At 56.8% G+C, this 18142-nt stretch carries 17 protein-coding genes and 1 pseudogene; 6 read left to right on the plus strand and 12 right to left on the minus strand.

Features of this window, described 5'->3' with window-relative positions:
* Nucleotides 1-2 precede the first annotated feature (2 nt).
* Entirely contained in the window at nt 3-887 is an 885-nt protein-coding gene (locus CFBP5473_RS22635; protein WP_027674940.1) for a carbohydrate ABC transporter permease, read from the minus strand.
* Nucleotides 888-891: 4 nt separating this feature from the next.
* A complete protein-coding gene (locus tag CFBP5473_RS22640) occupies nt 892-1773 on the minus strand; it encodes a carbohydrate ABC transporter permease (protein WP_027674941.1) in 882 nt (293 codons plus the stop codon).
* A 213-nt stretch (nt 1774-1986) separates the two neighbouring features.
* Here CFBP5473_RS22640 and CFBP5473_RS22645 point away from each other — a divergent pair, with 213 nt between their 5' ends.
* Nucleotides 1987-2907 carry a helix-turn-helix domain-containing protein gene (locus tag CFBP5473_RS22645; protein ID WP_027674942.1) on the plus strand — a complete coding sequence of 307 codons (921 nt, stop codon included), beginning with the start codon at nt 1987-1989 and terminating at the stop codon, nt 2905-2907.
* A gap of 39 nt (nt 2908-2946) precedes the next feature.
* Here CFBP5473_RS22645 and CFBP5473_RS22650 read toward each other — a convergent pair whose 3' ends face one another.
* The 5 genes from CFBP5473_RS22650 to kduI form a co-directional block, all read right to left on the minus strand.
* Nucleotides 2947-4227 carry a TRAP transporter large permease gene (locus tag CFBP5473_RS22650; protein WP_027674943.1) on the minus strand — a complete coding sequence of 427 codons (1281 nt, stop codon included), beginning with the start codon at nt 4225-4227 and terminating at the stop codon, nt 2947-2949.
* On the minus strand, nt 4227-4748 hold the full coding sequence (locus CFBP5473_RS22655) for a TRAP transporter small permease (protein ID WP_027674944.1): 522 nt from the start codon (nt 4746-4748) through the stop codon (nt 4227-4229). Before CFBP5473_RS22655 ends, CFBP5473_RS22650 begins: the two co-directional genes overlap by 1 nt.
* 75 nt (nt 4749-4823) lie before the next feature.
* The gene (locus CFBP5473_RS22660; RefSeq protein WP_027674945.1) at nt 4824-5801 is read right to left on the minus strand and encodes a TRAP transporter substrate-binding protein; all 978 of its coding nucleotides are present in this window, start codon (nt 5799-5801) and stop codon (nt 4824-4826) included.
* 417 nt (nt 5802-6218) lie between these two features.
* Complete coding sequence (gene kduD / locus CFBP5473_RS22665) at nt 6219-6962, minus strand: 2-dehydro-3-deoxy-D-gluconate 5-dehydrogenase KduD (RefSeq protein ID WP_027674946.1); 744 nt, start codon at nt 6960-6962, stop codon at nt 6219-6221.
* Nucleotides 6959-7783 carry a 5-dehydro-4-deoxy-D-glucuronate isomerase gene (gene kduI / locus CFBP5473_RS22670; protein ID WP_027674947.1) on the minus strand — a complete coding sequence of 275 codons (825 nt, stop codon included), beginning with the start codon at nt 7781-7783 and terminating at the stop codon, nt 6959-6961. Before kduI ends, kduD begins: the two co-directional genes overlap by 4 nt.
* Before the next feature lie 142 nt (nt 7784-7925).
* On the opposite strand from kduI, the gene CFBP5473_RS22675 reads away from it, so the two are divergent.
* Nucleotides 7926-8240 (plus strand): cupin domain-containing protein, encoded by a 315-nt coding sequence (locus CFBP5473_RS22675; RefSeq protein WP_027674948.1) that lies wholly within the window; start codon nt 7926-7928, stop codon nt 8238-8240.
* Nucleotides 8241-8330: 90 nt separating this feature from the next.
* Here CFBP5473_RS22675 and CFBP5473_RS22680 read toward each other — a convergent pair.
* The 3 genes and pseudogenes from CFBP5473_RS22680 to CFBP5473_RS25460 form a co-directional block, all read right to left on the minus strand.
* Nucleotides 8331-8648, minus strand: a pseudogene (locus CFBP5473_RS22680) (fumarylacetoacetate hydrolase family protein); the annotation flags it as partial.
* A complete protein-coding gene (locus CFBP5473_RS25455; RefSeq protein ID WP_234881898.1) occupies nt 8611-9174 on the minus strand; it encodes a hypothetical protein in 564 nt (187 codons plus the stop codon). The gene CFBP5473_RS25455 and the pseudogene CFBP5473_RS22680, both read right to left, overlap by 38 nt.
* Nucleotides 9095-9595, minus strand: coding sequence for an MFS transporter (locus CFBP5473_RS25460; protein ID WP_051441231.1), 501 nt, complete (start codon nt 9593-9595; stop codon nt 9095-9097). The genes CFBP5473_RS25455 and CFBP5473_RS25460 overlap by 80 nt, the downstream gene beginning before the upstream one ends.
* Before the next feature lie 807 nt (nt 9596-10402).
* Here CFBP5473_RS25460 and CFBP5473_RS25615 point away from each other — a divergent pair.
* On the plus strand, nt 10403-12658 hold the full coding sequence (locus CFBP5473_RS25615; protein ID WP_051441232.1) for a methyl-accepting chemotaxis protein: 2256 nt from the start codon (nt 10403-10405) through the stop codon (nt 12656-12658).
* Nucleotides 12659-12881: 223 nt separating this feature from the next.
* On the opposite strand, the gene CFBP5473_RS22695 is transcribed toward CFBP5473_RS25615, so the two are convergent.
* Entirely contained in the window at nt 12882-14204 is a 1323-nt protein-coding gene (locus CFBP5473_RS22695; RefSeq protein ID WP_027674950.1) for an aspartate aminotransferase family protein, read from the minus strand.
* A gap of 3 nt (nt 14205-14207) precedes the next feature.
* Nucleotides 14208-15251 (minus strand): phosphotransferase, encoded by a 1044-nt coding sequence (locus CFBP5473_RS22700; protein WP_037170878.1) that lies wholly within the window; start codon nt 15249-15251, stop codon nt 14208-14210.
* 96 nt (nt 15252-15347) lie between these two features.
* On the opposite strand from CFBP5473_RS22700, the gene CFBP5473_RS22705 reads away from it, so the two are divergent.
* The 3 genes from CFBP5473_RS22705 to CFBP5473_RS22715 all read left to right on the plus strand — a co-directional run bounded on the left by CFBP5473_RS22705 (nt 15348) and on the right by CFBP5473_RS22715 (nt 18088).
* Entirely contained in the window at nt 15348-16013 is a 666-nt protein-coding gene (locus CFBP5473_RS22705) for a GntR family transcriptional regulator (RefSeq protein ID WP_027674952.1), read from the plus strand.
* A 71-nt stretch (nt 16014-16084) separates the two neighbouring features.
* A complete protein-coding gene (locus CFBP5473_RS22710; protein ID WP_027674953.1) occupies nt 16085-16825 on the plus strand; it encodes an SDR family NAD(P)-dependent oxidoreductase in 741 nt (246 codons plus the stop codon).
* Nucleotides 16826-17059: 234 nt separating this feature from the next.
* On the plus strand, nt 17060-18088 hold the full coding sequence (locus CFBP5473_RS22715; RefSeq protein ID WP_328703255.1) for an ABC transporter substrate-binding protein: 1029 nt from the start codon (nt 17060-17062) through the stop codon (nt 18086-18088).
* The last annotated feature ends 54 nt before the right edge of the window (nt 18089-18142 follow it).

The raw sequence follows: 18142 nt of genomic DNA on the forward strand, positions 1-18142 counted from the left end.
TTTCAGCCCTTGACCCCGCCAGACGAGATCCCTTCAATGAAATACCGTTGCGCTGCGAAGAAGACGATGAGCGCGGGCGCGATCGTCAGGACCGACATCGCCAGGATGCGGTTCCATTCGAAGGCTTCGGTTGTATCGATGGAGAGTTTGAGCGCGAGGCTCACCGGATATTTTTCGACCGAAGACAGGTAGATCAACGGCCCAAGGAAGTCGTTCATCGTCCACATGAACTGGAACAGGCAGACCGAAATCAGTGCAGGCGCCAGCATCGGGACAACGATATAGATCAGCGTTTGCAGGCTGTTTGCGCCATCCACACGCGCCGCCTCTTCCATGTCCGATGGAAGCGAACGCAAGAACTGCACGAGCATGAAGACGAAGAACGCATCGCCAGCCAGTGCGGACGGCACCCAGAGCGGCAGGAAACTGTCGAGCCAGCCGAGGTCGCGGAACAGGATATATTGCGGAATGCGGGTAACGACATTCGGCAAGAGCAGGATGGCGATGACGGAGCCGAACAGGATTTTCTTGAACGGAAAATCGAAACGGGCAAAGGCGTAAGCGGCCATGGTGCAGGAGATCGCCGTGCCGATGACCTTCGGCAGGATGATCAGGAAGGAATTCCAGAAGAAACGCCCGAAGGTATAAGGTGTCGAGGTTTCCCATCCGCGCACATAGCCGTCGAGTGTCGGGTTTTCCGGGATGAAGCCTGCGCCCGAGAAGATTTCCGAATTCGTCTTGAAGCTTGCGCCGACCAGCCAGATCAGCGGGTAGAGCATAAGAAAGCCGACGACGAAGAGCAGAACATAACGGACGGAGGTGGACAGGAGCCTGAGCCGCGCGCGGCGCGCCGCCTGTATGTCGTTTAAGGTTGCAATATCCGTCATGGCATCAGTTCCGCTTGTCGCCAGCGTAATAGACCCACTTCTTCGAGGACCAGAAGGCCACGAGGGTCAGCACGGTGATGATGGTGAAGAGAATCCAGGCGATGGCAGAGGCATAGCCCATGTTGAACTTCTTGAAGGCCTCATCGTAAATGTAGAGCGGCAGCAGGTAGGTCGATTTCAGCGGCCCCCCCTGTGTGATGATGTAGGGACCGTTAAACTCCTGAAATGCCTGAACCATCTGCATGATGAGGTTGAAGAAGATAACCGGCGTCAGAAGCGGCAAGGTGATGAAAAAGAACGTTCTGACCTTGCCAGCCCCATCGATGGCCGCCGCTTCATAAAGTGACTTGTCGATGGACTGCAAAGCCGCGAGGAAGATCACCATGGCCGAGCCGAACTGCCAGCAACGCAGAAGCGTGATGGTGAAAAGCGCATTCCCGGGATCGCCGAACCAGTCCACGGGGGACAGTCCGATGGTCGTCAGCGCCATGTTCGCAAGACCTTCGGAGGCGAAGATGTAGCGCCACAAAACGGCAATCGCTATCGAGCCGCCGAGGATCGACGGGACATAGAATGCCGTGCGGAAGAAGTTGATGAATTGCAGCTTGTAATTGAGTATCGCCGCTATGAACAGCGCGAAGGCAAGCTTGATCGGAACGGTCATGAAAACGTAGAACAGCGTTACGTTCAACGACTTCAGGAAGGTGCGGTCGCGCGTGAACAGGCGTTCGTAATTAGACAGGCCCGCCCATGTCGGGTCGCTCATCAGGTCGTAACGGGTGAAGCTGAGATAGAGGGAACCGAGAAACGGTATCGCCGTAAAAATCAGGAGACCGATAATATAGGGCGCCAGATATCCCAGCCCCAGAAAGCGCTGCGATTTCACGACATTCCTCCCCGCGTCCCGGGGGAACGCGAATAACAGAATACAATTTCGTACAAGTGATTCTCCCAGGTCGGTCATTGGCGCGCGCGATTACCATCGCATCCACCGCCAAAACCGATCTCCTCCCTCGGTGTTAAGCGTCATGTAACGGGTTTATGACGTGACAAAACCAAAAATCCAAGTCATTTTGAATTAACAAAGACGAGGAAAAAGATGGACGAAATCGAAGGTGGCATTTTATCTTCCATTCCACCTGCTGCCTTGCAGCTGAACCTGACGCGCGCCGCCATCCGCATGGAGCATTCGCGCACCTGGCAAATCGATAAGTCCAATCAGGTCGATGACCTGATCATATGCCTTGAAGGGCAAGGCCATTATCTCATCGATGGCGAAAAGCGGGTTCTGGATCCGGGCGATGCCATGCTGATTTCCCGCGGGCAGCGCTTCATCGGCTGGAATGAACAGATTACGATGTATCGAGGGGTTGCCCAGCATTTCACGCTCGATATCTATGGTCGGCACAACCTTATCGCGCAGATGGAGATCAAGCCGAAGATTCGTTTGAGCCGCTGGCCGCTGCTCGAACCGCTCGTTCGGCACTACCGTCAGAGCGCTCCTCCATCCTCGGTCACGCTCGGACAGCATCATCTGTTCATGGTGCTGTTGATCGCTTACATCGACGATGCCTTCATCGGCTGGAACGACCGGTTGAGCTTTCAGTCCGAAGGAACGGAAGCGCTCGATCTTGCGGTGATGAAAGCCATTACGATGATTTCGGCAAACCCGCTCGATCCGGAAATTGCAGGCAAGGCGACTGATGCCGCACCCTATAACAGAGACTACTTTCTGCGCGAATTTCAGAAGCGGGTAGGCAGAACGCCGCGCAAATATCAGGAGTTCAAGCGCATGGAACGCGCCATGCATGTCCTCGAAGCCGGTCGGTCCGTGGCATCGGCAGGAGCCGAGGTCGGTTATACCGATCCCTATTATTTTTCCCGCATGTTTAAACGGACGCTGGGATTAAGCCCGAGAGATCATTTGCGCAAAGTGCGCCGGAGCCAGCACGGCAATCTTATGGGTTTCGATGAGCATGAGCAGGAACTGTTGCTCTCCAGCGATGCCGAAATGAAATAGCCCCCGCCGACGGCGGAGGCTTGATGATGGCACTTCAGATCAACGGAAGAGAGATGGCAACCAGAGCGAAAGCGCCGGAATGTAGGTGACCAACAGCAACACCGCGCAGCTTGCGCCGAAGAACGGCCAGATGGTACGCATCGCCTGCCTTATCGATATGCCGCCAACGGCGCAGCCGACGAACAGGACCGTTCCTACCGGCGGCGTATTCAGGCCGATACCTGCATTCAGGATCATGACCACGCCGAAATGGACGGGGTCAATGCCGAAGGCTTTGACCACGGGTAGGAGAACCGGCGTTGCGATGATCACCATCGGCGCCATGTCCATGAAGGTGCCGAGCAGCAGCAGAATGATGTTGATGACGAGAAGCACGATAATCGGATTGTCCGAAATCGCACTGATCGCGGCGATCATCAGCGTTTGCACCTGAAGGAAGGCCATCAGCCAGCCGAAAGCAGCGGCGGTTCCGATGACCAGAAGCACCATCGCCGTGGTTCGAACCGCACCCATCACGGCTTCTACAAAACCATCCCAATTCAATTCCCGATAAACGAGCATCGCAACGAGAAAGGCATAAAGAACGGCTATGCACGAGCTCTCCGTTGCGGTGAAAACGCCGGAGCGCACGCCGCCGAAGATGATGCCGATCAGGAGAATGCCGGGGAAAGAGGCCAGAAGATAATAGCCGACCTTGTAGAAACCCGGAAAGGGTTCGGATGGGTATCCTCGGCGCCGGGCAACGATGTAGGCGGTTACCATCAGTGCCAGGGCCAGCAGAAGTCCGGGGATGATACCGGCTGTGAAAAGGTCTGCAACCGATACGTTGCCGCCAGCGGCAATCGAGTAGAGGATCATGTTGTGCGATGGCGGGATCATCAGGGCGATGATGGCCGCATTGACGGTGACGTTGACGGCATAATCCTTGTCATAGCCACGCTTTGCCATTTGCGGGATCATCAATCCGCCGACAGCTGACGCGTCAGCGACCGCTGAACCGGAAATGCCGCCGAACAGCGTCGATGCCACGATATTGACCTGCCCGAGACCGCCGCGCAGATGGCCGACAAGACCCGCGGCGAAACGAATGAGGCGATGGGCGATGCCGCCGCGCACCATCAAGTCGCCCGCGAAAATGAAGAACGGGATCGCCATCATCGCAAACACGTTCATGCCGGAGTTCATTTGCTGGAACACGACGATGGGCGGAAGGCCGAGATAAAGCACGGTCGCGAAGGATGCTATGCCGAGGCAGAAAGCAATCGGCGTACCGATCATCATGAGAAGCGTAAAGACGCCGAAGAGGATGGTATAGGCCATTACGCGGCCTCCTGAACGAGCACGTCGGCTGCAATGTCCTCACCAAGGGCGAGGTCGATGAAGCGTTCTGCGGAAAACAGCGCGATCAGAAATCCGCCCGCGACCAGAGGAAAGAAATCGACGCCGCCCGGCCATCCAAGCACGGGGATGGTGGCTGTCCATGTGCCCATGGAAAGCGTCGTGCCGTACCAGGCCATACCGATACCGAAGAAAAAGATGAGCGCCAGACTGACGAGGTCCATCGAGACCTGCACCCGCGGCGGCATCTGATAACGAATGATATCGAGGCCGAGGTGAACGCTCTCGCGCACGCCAACGGCAGCGCCCAGCATGATGAACCATGACATCAGGTGCAGGGAAAGCGGTTCCGACCAGCTGGGGGAGTCGTTCAAAATATACCGGGCAAAGACCTGCCAGCCGACGATCAACGTCATGGCAATCATGCCGATGCCGGCAATGTAAAGCGATGCTCTGCTGAGCACGCCAAGAAACGGGCGGATGGCCCGCATGAAATTACGCATCTCTATTCCTCCTCCTCCAGGCGAAAGATGGCAAAGGAAAACCGGCCCTGTTTCCAGAGCCGGTCTCGCCTTGAATCACTTCACCGCCTTCACCCGTTCCAGCAGATCCTTCATCTTCGGGTCGGTCACGAACTTGTCGTAGACCGGAGTCATCGCTGCGGCGAATTCCTCCTTGTTGACCTTGATGACATTGGCACCGCCGGCGCGGACCTTTTCCTCTGATGCCTTTTCGCGCGCGCTCCAGAGTTCGCGCATCTTGCCGACGGAATCCTTGGCGGCCTGACGAACGAGCTGCTGGTCCTCAGGCTTCAGCTTATCCCATGTCACCTTGGACATGACGAGGATTTCCGGGTTGAGGGAATGTTCGGTCAGCGAATAGTTCTTCGCGACCTCGTAATGGCGCGCGGATTCGTAGGACGGCCAGTTGTTTTCAGCGCCATCGACCACGCCGGTTTCCAGCGACGAGTAAACCTCGCCCATGGGCATGGGTGTGGGGTTGGCACCGAAAGCCTGCATCATCGAAATCCAGAGATCGGATTGCTGAACGCGGATTTTCAGGCCCTTTAGATCCGCCAGTTTCTCAATCGGCTTCTTTGTCGTGTAGAACGAACGCGCGCCGGAATCGTAGAACGCCAGACCGACAAGCCCGTGGGGTTCGAAGGCGGCAAGCACCTCGTCGCCAATCGGGCCGTCAACCGTGTTGTGCATGTGCTCGGTGGAGCGGAACAGGAACGGGAGACCGAGAACCGTGGTTTCCTTGACAAGGTTGTTGAACGGTGCCGCATTGACGCGGTTCATGTCGATCACGCCGAAGCGGGTCTGCTCGATCGTGTCCTTTTCACCGCCGAGCACCGAGTTGTTCATAACCTGAACCTTGATGCGACCGTTAGAGCGCTCGGCCAGCAACTCGCCCATATATTTGACGGCTTCGACCGTCGGATATCCATCCGGGTGGATATCGGCGGAGCGCAAGGTGATTTCCTGCGCCATTGCCGGAACAGCCCCAAAGGTCACGCCAAGCGCAACGCACATAAGACTTGCAAACTTCTTCATACTTTCCTCCTCCATTGATCAGGTGGTCCCTGCCCCTCCAGGCTATCGGACCGGTATTTTCATGAACTCCAAATATTGTTGATGAGCGTTATCGGCAGCCACACAGGCGGTCGGCACGTCCCGATGCCTTGCCGCGATGGTCAAACCGACAACAAACTTGCATTTCGATATGAGGGCGGGCCTGCGCGCCATCGGGCGATGGCTGCAAGTCCGTATGCCTGATGAGCCACCGGCTCGATGCCAGCGGGAGCTGCACAGGTTACGCTTTTACTGAAAGTGTGAGGAGGTCGTTTTCGGGAGCGCTAATTCAATCATAGCTTACCGAAACTTCCTCCTACACAAGTCGCAAACAGCTAATCTAACTGGCATATGATTGTCAACTACTCATCATATGTGTTGTATGATGAATTAGTCTAACTATCGGGCCAGCCAGCCGCCATCGACGTTCAGGATTGCGCCGTGAACGTAATCTGCGGCAGCAGATGAGAGGAAGACGGCGGCGCCTGCAATATCTTCGGGCCTTCCCCAGCGATTTGCCGGAATGCGATCAAGGATCGCCTTGTTGCGGTCCTCATCCGCCCGCAGGGCTTCCGTATTGTTGGTCTCGATGTAGCCGGGCGCAATCGCATTGACGTTGATGCCTTTGGCCGCCCACTCATTGGCGAGGAGCTTGGTAAGACCGGCAACGCCATGCTTTGCAGCGGTATAGGACGGCACGCGAATACCGCCCTGAAACGACAGGAGCGAGGCGATATTGACGACCTTACCGCTGCGGCCACTGCTCAGCAGCTCCTTTGCAAAGGCCTGCGTGGTGAAGAACAGGGCCTTGAGATTGACATCCATCACCTCGTCCCAATCCCGTTCACCAAACTCCACCGCATCGGCGCGGCGGATGATGCCTGCATTGTTGACCAGAATATCGAAGCCTGCTCCGGTGAAAATATCCTTCGCGGCCATCGGGTCGCTGAAATCGATGAGCAGGGCGCTGCCCTTCCCGCCCTGTTTAGAGATCAGATCCAGTGTTTCATCCGGCGCACGGCGCGCGGCGCACACCACCTCGGCGCCTGCGACGGCAAAAGCCACCGCAATTGCCTGGCCAAGGCCGGTATTGGACCCGGTGACCAACGCTTTGCGACCTTCAAGAGAGAAAATGCCCGTCATTTCAGATCACTAGGCTGAATGAAATCCATGTCCGTATAGTCGACATTATCGCCAGCCATGGCCCAGATGAAGGTGTAGGATCCGATGCCCGCGCCTGAATGGATTGACCATGGTGGGGAAATCGCGCCTTCTTCGTTGGAAATAAAGAGGTGGCGCGTCTCCTGCGGCTCACCCATCAGGTGGAGAACGCGGGACTTCTCGTCCATGCCGAAATAGAGGTAGGCTTCCATGCGGCGGTCATGGATGTGAGACGGGATCGTGTTCCAGACGGAACCGTCTTCAAGCGATGTGTAGCCCAGCACCAGCTGGCAACTTTCCATGACAAGCGGGTGAATGAACTGGTTGATGGTGCGCTTGTTCGATGTCTCGGTCGCGCCAAGCTTCACTTCCTTGCTGTCGGCAATGGTGACGAGCTTGGCCGGAAGGCTGCGATGGGCCGGGCATGAGGTGATGTAGAAGCGGCCAGCGCCTGCAAACGTCACAGCGCCGGAGCCTGCGCCGAGATAGAGAACGTCGCCGCGGTTCAGCGTGAAGGTTTCGTCGGCCGCGCTAACGGTGCCGGTTTCGCCGATGTTGACGATGCCCATTTCGCGTCGATCAAGGAAAGTCGGCGTCTTCGTCTCTTCCACCTTGTCCAGCGTCAGCGAACTGCCATTCGGTACCGCGCCGCCCATGACGAAGCGGTCGTAATGCGTATAGATCAGCCGGATTTCGCCTTCGCGGAACATGTCGTTTGCGAGGAAGTGCTTGCGCAGGCCCTCCGTATCGAGCGTTTTTGCGTATTCCGGGTTCACGGCCTGTCGTGTGACGACACTCAACATGCAGACATCTCCACTGGTTGTTGATCTCAAGACATAATATCTCTTGCTCGTTATTGTACGATATGTATCATGAGGTCAATAGCCGCTTGGCGACACGCTGCAGATGCAACCGCCAGCGCAGGGATTTCACAGGAGATAAAAGATGCAACGTCCCACTTTCCCGACAGTCTCGCCCGATGCAGGCGTACAGCGCACCGTGCTTTCGGAGGCGCCGGAACTGATGGTCGTCTCCTTCCGCTTTGATAAGGATGCCGAAGGAAAACTGCACAGCCACCCGCATGTGCAATCGACCTATGTGGCAAGCGGACGTTTCCGCTTTTTCCGCGATGGTGAAGCGCATGAACTGGCGAAGGGCGACAGTCTGGTCATACCGGGGAACATCGAACATGGCTGCATGTGCCTTGAGGCAGGCGAGTTGATCGACTGCTTCACGCCCCGCCGCGACGATTTTCTCTGATCGAAAGCTTACGGCTTAAATGAAAGGGCACGCCCCGATGAGGCGTGCCATTTTAAGTTTAAGCAGAACGATGGATGGCCGTGATGAGGCTTACGCGGCCTCTTCGATGATTGGATTGCGCAGAATACCTAGCGTGTCGATTTCCACTTCAACGACATCGCCCGGCTTCATCCAGAGCGGCGGGTTGCGCTTGGCGCCGACACCGCCCGGCCTTTCGCTGACGATAACGTCGCCTGCCTCAAGCCGCGTGAAGCTGGAGCAATATTCGATCTGGCGGGCAATATCGAAGATCATCTGGCTGATGGTCGCTTCCTGTACCACAACGCCATTCAGCCTTGTCTGAAGTCGCAAATAGTCAAGTGCGCCCAACTCATCCGGCGTCATCATCCATGGGCCAAATGCGCCGGTGACGATCAGACGACGGCGCTGAACGGCGGGTGCTACGGCGCCAAGCGTGATAGGTCCGTAGATCGTGGTCAGGCTTGGTGCTGCAAAGGCAATGCAACGAGGGCGAACTGCAAGAGCCCGGTAACATAGACCGATCCGACGAGGACAAGGCCGCTGACGAGAAGGGCATAGCCGGAGGCGCTTCTAAGCCCGAGCGCTTGCTCACACCTCTCTGCAACATGCGTTGCGCAACCCATGAGCCGAGAAGCAGAAGCGGACACTGGAAGATATAGACGGTGGAAATGATGTAGCCGATCTCACCCTGCGAATAGCCGAGCCCCTGTTGCAGGAAGGGCGGAAGCCATGTGGCGGACATGCCTACGATCCAGTAGGACATGGTGGACATGATGATGACGCCGATCACGATTGGGTCGAGCCAGAGATTTTTTGCTGGAATGGCATCGTGATTATCGACGGCAGCCGCCTTGCCATCTTTCTTTGTAAGGACCGTCACCGCCAACCAGAAGCCAGCATGCGATCCAAACATGGCCGATCACGCCGCAAAACAGGAAACCGACGCGCCAGCCATGGTTCAGGATGAAGCAGGTCAAGATCGGGCCACCCGCCAGCAGGCCGACGCTGATGCCCTGCACCACGATGGCACCGGGAACGCTGCGCTTTTGCGGATGAAACCAGTTCTGGCAGGCATGAAGTGCGGTCGGCGGCCGGGGCCTTCGCCTTAGGCCAAGCAGGATGCGGCAAGCAATCAGCGCCGTGACCGAGCTGGTAAAATAGATAGCGATCTGAGCGACCGACCAGATCAGGGCGAGGAGCACGAGGATACATTTCACCGGAATCCGCCCGATGACGAAAAGGCCGACCAGCACGCCGGAAATGGAGAAAAGCAGGAAGAAGTTGCTGCCGATCAAGCCGAACTGCTGCGGCGAGATACTCAGCGCCTTCATCATCGGACTGCGGAGAGACCGAAGACCAGTTTGTCGAAGAAGTTCAGCGTCTGAAACAGGAAAAGCATGAACAGGACGACGTAAGGCCTTAAATTACTTGTTGATTTTTCTGTCATGATTTCCTCCCAGAACCGATGAAAGCGCAGAAGTCATTGGCGTGCCTATGCGTCAAGGCGCGTCTGCAACTCCGATGATTGTTGTTGAAGGGCATCCACGGTAGCAGAGCCTGCATAGACGTGAGGTGCTCGGCAAAGGTTTTGCGCTGGTAGGCTTCGGTGTCGATCCGCACAGCTTCCTCAACCAGACGTCACTGCGAATTATGAATGATCTGGGCGGAGCAATCTTTCATATCTCTACGGGGAATGCGAATCCCGCCAGCGAACATTCCTTCGGATGCAGGACGTTACGAGACTTCATCGAATCGAAGTCGGAAGCAATTGCGCTATTACTCCACATCGGTTCATCATGGCGTCGGCGAGACCCTCGGAAGTCAATGTCATGCTCGCCGAAGCGGAGCAGCATCTTCGTGGGAAAGCATAAACCAGGCCCAGGAGCCATGCCAGGTTAGTGGGTTTCTCTTCGTTTTTCCAGCTGTGCTGTAATCGGGCCGTGGCCCGGCATCAACGAGCATAGAATTGACGAACCGCAAATCTATGCGGTCGACTTAAATAATAAGCATTTCTGATGAAAAACTAGGCACGATAACCAAGCTTAAACAATTGTTCCTAATCAAAACTATTATCCTTCCTACCAATTTAGCATGAGCAGTTTCGCTGCTGCTCATTTCACAAGCAGAAATCGAGGCTTTACGTGAGCATATTCGGCAATTTGAAAATCGGTACGCGCGTCGTTCTTGTTGCGGCCATTCCAACGATTGCGTTGATTGGCGCTGTCGTTCAGGACAACGTAAAACGCCTTGGTCATGCTTCAGAAGCGCGTTCGGTTGCCGATATCTCTTCGATGGCGCCAATCATCGGCGCGACTATCCACGAAATTCAAAAAGAGCGCGGCGCATCCGCTGGCTTCGTGGGTGCAAAGGGCGTAGGTGAATTCGGTTCGCTTCTGGATAAGCAGCGTATTGCCGCAGATGCTGCAATCGCGAATTTCAAGACTTTGAACCTTACATCCAATGACGCCATTGGTGGCCCGGCAATGAAGGAACTGGCGTTTGCGGCACAAGGCAAGATCGACAGGCTGAGGACGATGCGTGAAGATGTGTCCTCCCTGAAGGCAACCGTGCCGGATATCGCTTCTTATTTTGCAGACACGATCGGCAGCCTGATCAAGCTGATCGAATCCATGAGTTCGCTTACGACGGACAGCACGATTTCCAACCGGATCGTCGCCTATTCTGCGCTCTTGCAGGGCAAGGAACGCGCTGGACAGGAACGTACCATTGGTACGGCAGCTTTCGCGACTGGCAAATTCACGCCTGAAGGCTATCAGCAGTTCGTGAAGTTCGGCGCCATGCAGAACGTGTATTTTGCAGACTTCAACAGCTATGCGGGCGCACCGCAGCGTGCCGCGCTTCAGGCAGCACTTTCGAGCGATGCCGGTCAGCTTGTCGAGAAGCAGCGCAGCGTCGCACTTCAGGCTCCGTTTGGTGGCCAGATGAGCAGCGTTACCGGTGAAGACTGGTACAAGGCAACGACCAACCGCATCAATGCGCTGAAGGCAGTTGAAGATCAGACCGGTCTGGAGCTGAAGGAATATGCAACTGCCTCTGCCGATGCGCAGCACAAGGATTTCCTGATTTCCATCCTCACCTCCATCGGCGTTCTGGCCATCGTGGCGGTTCTGGCAACAATCGTCACTCGCTCCATCACGCGCCCCGTCACGCGGATCGTGCAGACCATGCGTGAGCTAGCCGCTGGCAATGCAGAGGCAGACATCGATGCGGTTGCAGACCGAAGCGAAATCGGTGACATGGTCAAGTCCGTCGCCGTGTTCAAGCAGAACGCGCAGGACAGATTGCGTCTCGAAGCCGAGGCGGACGCCAACCGGTCTCTTTCCGAGCGTGAGCGCATGGAGCAGCAAAAGCGTCAGGCGGAAGATGCCGCAGAAGTGCAATTCGCGGTCGATACGCTGGCCGTTGGCCTCGGCGCGATGGCGAATGGCAAGCTGAATCACCGCATCGAGCAGACATTTGCCGAGCGCCTCGACAAGATCCGGGTGGACTTCAATGGTGCTATCGAGCGTCTGGAAGATGCGATTGTGGACGTGAGCGGCAACGCGCAGGCAATCTCTGCGGGATCGAACCAGATCCGCTCTGCGGCTGACGATCTGGCAAAGCGTACCGAACAGCAGGCCGCGTCCGTCGAGGAAACCGCCGCTGCCCTGGAGCAGATTACCACGACCGTCGCCGACACCACGCGTCGCGCGGAGGAAGCCGGTCGTCTGGTCAGCGTTACACGCGAAAATGCCGAACATTCCGGCCACGTCGTCACGAATGCCATCAATGCGATGAACGCAATCGAAGCGTCGTCCAACGAAATCTCCACGATTATCGGCGTTATCGATGAGATTGCTTTCCAGACCAATCTGCTGGCACTGAATGCAGGTGTGGAAGCCGCGCGAGCAGGTGAAGCAGGCAAGGGCTTCGCTGTCGTGGCGCAGGAAGTCCGCGAACTTGCGCAACGTTCGGCAAGCGCTGCGAAAGACATCAAGACCCTGATCGCCAAATCCGGTGAACATGTAAAGAGCGGCGTTTCGCTCGTCGGCGAAACCGGTGAGGCACTTGGCCAAATCGTTGAGCAGGTCAAGGAAATCAGCGTCAACGTTCTTTCCATCGTTGAAGCTTCGCGTGAACAGTCCACCGGCATCAAGGAAATCAACCATGCTGTTTCGCTGATGGATCAGGGAACACAGCAGAACGCGGCGATGGTGGAAGAATCCACTGCGGCAAGCCATTCTCTCGCTCGCGAAGCAGAGGCGCTCTTCCAACTCGTTGGCAAGTTCGAAACAGGTTCAGTGGCGCTTCACGCTCAGCATTCCAGCAACGCCGGATCGCCCGCGAACCGCTTGATGGATCGCGTCAAGTCGTCATTCTCCAGCCGTGCCGCATGAGGTTGCATGGCAAGCCTTGGCTCATCGCTGAGGGCAGATAATAACCTGATTTTAAAAGCCGCCGAAGCCAGTGCTTCGGTGGCTTTTTCTATCAGGGTCGCACCCCGTCGATTGATCGTCGCTGCGATAGAGGCAGTAAGCTTGCTCGCAACGGTAACATCGGGACTACGGTTCGGAAGCCCCGACGACTGCGAACGTGCAGGGCGTTCTCACATCGCGCTTTTTATTTTCCAAGGCTGTCGAGCACGAGCTTGAGCTTGTCTAGGAAGAGGTCGGCATGCTCGCGTGCGAAGACCAGCGGCGGGCGGATTTTTAGTATGTTGGCATTCGGGCCAGATGCGCTGATCAGAACGTGACGTTCCCGCAAGCCGTTGACGATCCGGGAGGTCAGGGCAGCATCCGGCTTTTTCGTTGCCGTATCGGAAACGATTTCCACGCCGATGAAGAGGCCTGAGCCGCGGACATTGCCGATCACCGACTGTGGTCCTGCGAGGTTTGAAAGTCCGTCCATAAGATAGCGACCGACTTCCAGTGCATTTTGCTGCAAGCCCTCGATTTTGATCGTATCCAGAACGGCTCTACCGGCGGCTGCCGCAATCGGGTTGCCGCCGAAGGTATTGAAGTATCGCGCCTGCGGGCCGAATTGCGCAATCACTTCTGGCTTCATCACGATGCCCGCCATGGGATAGCCATTGCCCATAGGCTTGCCGAGCGTCACCATATCCGGCATCACGCCGTGGCGCTGGAAGCCCCACATCGCTTCACCGGTTCTACCGAAGCCCGGCTGAACTTCATCGGCGATGAACAGACCGCCAGCCTCGTGGATCGCATCGACAGCAGGCTTCAGGAAGCCCTTCGGACCGGCGAAGATGCCGTCGCTGGAAAAGATCGTGTCTACGATAAAAAGCGCAGGCTTGATGCCGTGACGCTTCAGATCCGCGATTGCGCGCCTTACGTCCGCGCCAAATTTCTGTGCCATGTCTTCGGGCGAATAACGATAGCTATCCGGTGCCGGGACGGTACGGACATGGGCGCCGAGGGTCACGGATTCTCCGAGCGAAGCCGAGAATTCAGCAACAGCGCTGGTCAGCCCATGATAGGCAAGTTCGGTCGCGATGACGCCCGTGCCACCGGTGACGAAGCGGGCGATGCGGAAGGCAAGGTCATTTGCCTCGCTGCCCGTGCAGGTGAACATCGCCTGGCTCAGTTCATCGGGAAAAGTTGCGGTCAGCTCTTCGGCATATTCGATGATGCCTTCATGCAGATAGCGCGTGTGGGTATTGAGGATCGCCGTCTGCGCGGTGATCGCTTCAACGACGCGCGGATGGCAGTGGCCCAGCGAAGCGACGTTATTATAGGCATCCAGATATTGCGTGCCTGCCGTGTCATAGAGAAAGACGCCCTCACCCCGCACGAGGTGCAGAGGCTTTTCGTAGAAAAGGCGATATGCCGGGCCTAGAACCTTGTTTCGCCTTGCAATCAAAGCCTTTTCGGCCTCATCCAGACGTTCGAAATCATCGCGCGAAAAAGCGTTGACCATAGACATGTTTCAAGCCCTCGAAAGATTTGACGCAAGGCTTTTCAACCCGGCGGATGTGAGTTGCGGAATGTGTTGCAGGGAACGCCATGCGGAAGCATGGTTTCTCATGATGTAATCGCGGTTGTCGGGAAAAAGCGCCGAGCGCCACTCCGCTATGACGATGGACATGGCCAGACGGCAGCGGGTGAGAAGAGGCAGAAGCTCTATTTCGTCGGCTTGCAACGGACGCACGGCAACGAAGCCTTCCAGAAAGGCCTGCGCCCTCTCCTGCCAGTTATCGGTTGCGAGATGGTAAGAGAGCGCGACTGCCACATCGTTGATAAGAGGTGCTTCGACCATATCGCCGAAGTCGATGATACCCGAGACCTCGGAAGGAGCATCCGGCTGCATGAGGATATTGTGTGGATTGAAATCGTTGTGAATGATCTGGCGGCGCTTTAGCGCCCTTATCGAGGGTAGTGCGATCTCGAATTCTTCGAGCACCGCCTCGACAGCTTTTCGGCGTTCCGCTCCCACGAAGCTGGTAAAGGCGCGCAGATCCAAGGTGTGGGATATGTCCCACATTAGCTTTCCGCAGGGCGGTCGTCCGCCATAATCTTTAAGCCCTAGCCCCAACTGCGCCAGTGCCGAGCCTACATTTCGGCTTTGCCTCGCCGTTGCGGGCGTTCGGTACTGCAAGTCGCCGCGAAGGAAGGTGAGCAGACGCATGATGCGTGGCCCGTCGACCGTTTGAAGCGCGTGGCTCTCTTTGCCGTTTCGCGTCAGCACGAGGCGAGGCACTGGAACATGAGGAGCAGCTTTGGCCAGATGCAGCAGCGCGCCATCCTGAAATTCGAGAGCCGCTGGTTCTTCTGCGGCATTGGCGATCTTCAGCGTGAATTCAACGCCGTCCTCACGCGTGAACAGGAAAGTTTCGTCGCGTTCGCTCGATAATCTCTTGGTAGAGCCGGTAAAGCCATAGATTTCGAATGCATGCTGGCTCACCGTCAAGAGCGGCGTCACAGTCAGCGAAGCGGAGATGGCGTCCTCTTTGGACGTCGCGGCTGCTTCCACCTGTCTCCCCCATATTGCCAATCAAGACCAAACTGATATGAGTGATGTAACATAAAATTATGATGCATCAAGCATCAAATTGGGTCGGGAGGTTTTATGCCGGAATTTTCTCCGCTGGACTATGAGAGCTTGAGCAACACGGTCTACTCCGCCATGTGCGATGCGCTCATGCAGGGGCGCTTTCAACCCGGCGAGCGCCTGAAGATCCGCGATCTGGCCGAGCAGTTCGGCACCAGTGTCACGCCCATCCGCGATGCGATCCTGCGGCTTGCCAATGACGAAGCGCTGATCTTCCGCTCGCCGCGGGATATTCGGATTCCCGACATGAAACAGGCACGCTACCGGGAAATCAGGTCAATTCGTGTGAAGCTTGAAGGATTGGCGGCAGAAACCGCAGCGCAAACGGCGACTGCCAAGGATATTGCAGCGCTGGAGCAGGTTTTACGCGACAATGAGCAGGCCATTGCCGATGGAGATGGTCTAAAGGGTGCTGCGCTCAATCAGGCATTCCACTTCATGCTGCCGCAAATTGCCGGGCTGCCTGTGCTTAACGGCATATTGAGGCGCCTCTGGCTTCAGATGGGTCCGCACATATCGGACGTTTACATTCCTGCCGGACGCGCGATGATCGATCATCATTATCCGGTTGTGGATGCTCTTAAGCGACATGACTCGGCTGCGGCGGCCATGGCGATCATCGATGACATATTGCTTGGCGGGAAGCCTATCCTGGAGCGCATCACCACCCGGGAAGAAAATTAATCCGGCGAAAATGACCTGTTGCATTTCCCAAATGGGCTAATATGATGCATCAAACATCAAGGAGCGGCGGTATGAGCGAAGATCGACCTTACATGCTACTGACCGGTGCGAGCCGCGGCATCGGCCACGCCACCGTCAAGCTCTTTCAGGCCAAGGGGTGGCGAATCCTCACCGTTTCCCGCCAGCCGTTTTCCGAGGAATGCGCATGGCCTTCGGCCCGCGAAAGCCACATCCAGGCCGACCTTGCCGACTTAAGCCAGATCGACCGCCTCGTTGATACTGTGCGCGAAAGATTGCCGAAGGGCAAGCTGCAAGCGCTCGTCAACAATGCCGGTATTTCGCCGAAGGGACCGGAGAAAAGCCGTCTCGGCGTTGCCGAAACGGCTGCCGACGTGTGGACGCAGGTGATGAACGTCAACCTCATCTCGACTGCACTTCTGGCCCGGGCACTTCTGCCGGAGCTTGAAGCGGCAAAGGGTTCGATCGTCAACGTCACCTCGATTGCGGGATCGCGCGTGCACCCATTCGCGGGCGTTGCCTATGCGGCCTCCAAGGCGGCGCTGGCTTCCCTGACACGCGAAATGGCGCATGAATTCGGCCGTTTCGGTGTGCGGGCAAATGCCATTGCTCCGGGGGAAATCGAGACGTCGATCCTTTCGCCAGGCACCGATGAGCTGGTTGCCGCAGAGGTGCCGATGGGCAGGCTGGGGGAGCCGAAGGAAGTGGCGGAAACCATCTATTTCCTTTGCTCGGAGCAGTCCTCCTATATCACCGGAGCCGAAATCCACATCAATGGAGGACAGCACGTTTGACCCTGTTGGCGGGCCGAACATCCGCCGCCGGTCAGAAGAATGCATACGATACTCTCCGCCGCCTTCCAAAGGAAAAGGGAAGACCGGCGGGCGACAGGCAGGGCTCGTGACATTGCAAAAGCCAAGCACGAGATTTGCCGAGAACTTGAGGAATTCAATCCGGGCCGAGCAACCGATGCCGGTCCCTCTCAGGACGAAAAGGGGAACATAATGAAGCAGTTCAAGAAATTTTCCGTGCTTGCGGCGACAGCCGCCGCCCTGACGCTGACCCAGAGCCTGCCAGCCTTCAGCCGCGATCTGACCGTCGTCTCCTGGGGTGGTACCTATCAGGATGCGCAGCGCAAGATTTACTTCAAGCCTTTCTCCGAAAAGATCGGCAAGCCGGTTCTGGACGAGGCGTGGGATGGTGGCATCGGTGTCATTCAATCCAAGGTCAAGGCTGGCGCACCGAACTGGGATGCCGTGCAGGTCGAGGCGGAAGAGCTGGCTCTCGGTTGCGCCGATGGTCTCTACGAAAAGATCGACTGGGACAAGATGGGCGGCAAGGACAAGTTCCTGCCAACGGCCGTCAACGACTGTGGCGTCGGCGCAATCGTCTGGTCAACCGCCATTGCCTATGACGGCGCAAAGCTGAAGGAAGGCCCGAAATCCTGGCAGGACTTCTGGAACGTGGAGAAATTTCCGGGCAAGCGCTCGTTGCGCAAAGGCCCGAAATATACACTCGAATTCGCTCTTCTGGCGGACGGCGTTTCCAAGGATGAGCTTTACGATGTTCTCTCCACCGAGGAAGGCGTCAACCGCGCGTTCAAGAAACTCGATGAGTTGAAGCCGAACATCGTCTGGTGGGAATCCGGTGCGCAGCCCTTGCAGTTTCTGGCATCGGGCGAAGTGGTGATGACATCCGCCTATAATGGCCGCATTACCGGCATCAACCGCACCGAGGGCAAGAATTTCAAGGTCGTCTGGCCGGGCAGCATCTATGCCGTCGATAGCTGGGTGGTGTTGAAAGATGCGGCAAACAAGGCCGAGGCGCAGGATTTCATCGCTTTCGCAAGCCTGCCGGAACACCAGTCCAAGCTTCCTGAATTCGTGGCCTACGGTCTGCCGAACAAGGAAGCCGCTTCCAAGGTACCGGCAGAATACGCCAAGGACCTGCCGACGGAGCCCGCCAACATGACGGATGCGATCCCGCTCAATGTCGATTTCTGGATCGACAATGCTGAATCCCTTACCCAGCGCTTCAACGCCTGGCTGGCCAAGTAAGCTTTAGTACCCTCACAGGGCACCGCGTGTCGGTGTCCTGCTTCAGCTACGACA

The organism is Agrobacterium larrymoorei (genome assembly GCF_005145045.1).
Lineage (GTDB): Bacteria > Pseudomonadota > Alphaproteobacteria > Rhizobiales > Rhizobiaceae > Agrobacterium > Agrobacterium larrymoorei.

Bases quoted from the DNA above. Each gene is read 5' to 3' on its own strand.
- CFBP5473_RS22710 (WP_027674953.1), top strand. From the start codon at position 16,085: ATGAGCGAAGATCGACCTTACATGCTACTGACCGGTGCGAGCCGCGGC.
- CFBP5473_RS22705 (WP_027674952.1), top strand. From the start codon at position 15,348: ATGCCGGAATTTTCTCCGCTGGACTATGAGAGCTTGAGCAACACGGTC.
- CFBP5473_RS22675 (WP_027674948.1), top strand. From the start codon at position 7,926: ATGCAACGTCCCACTTTCCCGACAGTCTCGCCCGATGCAGGCGTACAG.
- CFBP5473_RS22650 (WP_027674943.1), bottom strand. From the start codon at position 4,227: ATGGCCTATACCATCCTCTTCGGCGTCTTTACGCTTCTCATGATGATC.
- kduD (WP_027674946.1), bottom strand. From the start codon at position 6,962: ATGACGGGCATTTTCTCTCTTGAAGGTCGCAAAGCGTTGGTCACCGGG.
- CFBP5473_RS22655 (WP_027674944.1), bottom strand. From the start codon at position 4,748: ATGCGTAATTTCATGCGGGCCATCCGCCCGTTTCTTGGCGTGCTCAGC.
- CFBP5473_RS22635 (WP_027674940.1), bottom strand. From the start codon at position 887: ATGACGGATATTGCAACCTTAAACGACATACAGGCGGCGCGCCGCGCG.
- CFBP5473_RS25460 (WP_051441231.1), bottom strand. From the start codon at position 9,595: ATGATGAAGGCGCTGAGTATCTCGCCGCAGCAGTTCGGCTTGATCGGC.
- kduI (WP_027674947.1), bottom strand. From the start codon at position 7,783: ATGTTGAGTGTCGTCACACGACAGGCCGTGAACCCGGAATACGCAAAA.
- CFBP5473_RS25455 (WP_234881898.1), bottom strand. From the start codon at position 9,174: ATGTTTGGATCGCATGCTGGCTTCTGGTTGGCGGTGACGGTCCTTACA.
- CFBP5473_RS22660 (WP_027674945.1), bottom strand. From the start codon at position 5,801: ATGAAGAAGTTTGCAAGTCTTATGTGCGTTGCGCTTGGCGTGACCTTT.
- CFBP5473_RS22695 (WP_027674950.1), bottom strand. From the start codon at position 14,204: ATGTCTATGGTCAACGCTTTTTCGCGCGATGATTTCGAACGTCTGGAT.
- CFBP5473_RS22645 (WP_027674942.1), top strand. From the start codon at position 1,987: ATGGACGAAATCGAAGGTGGCATTTTATCTTCCATTCCACCTGCTGCC.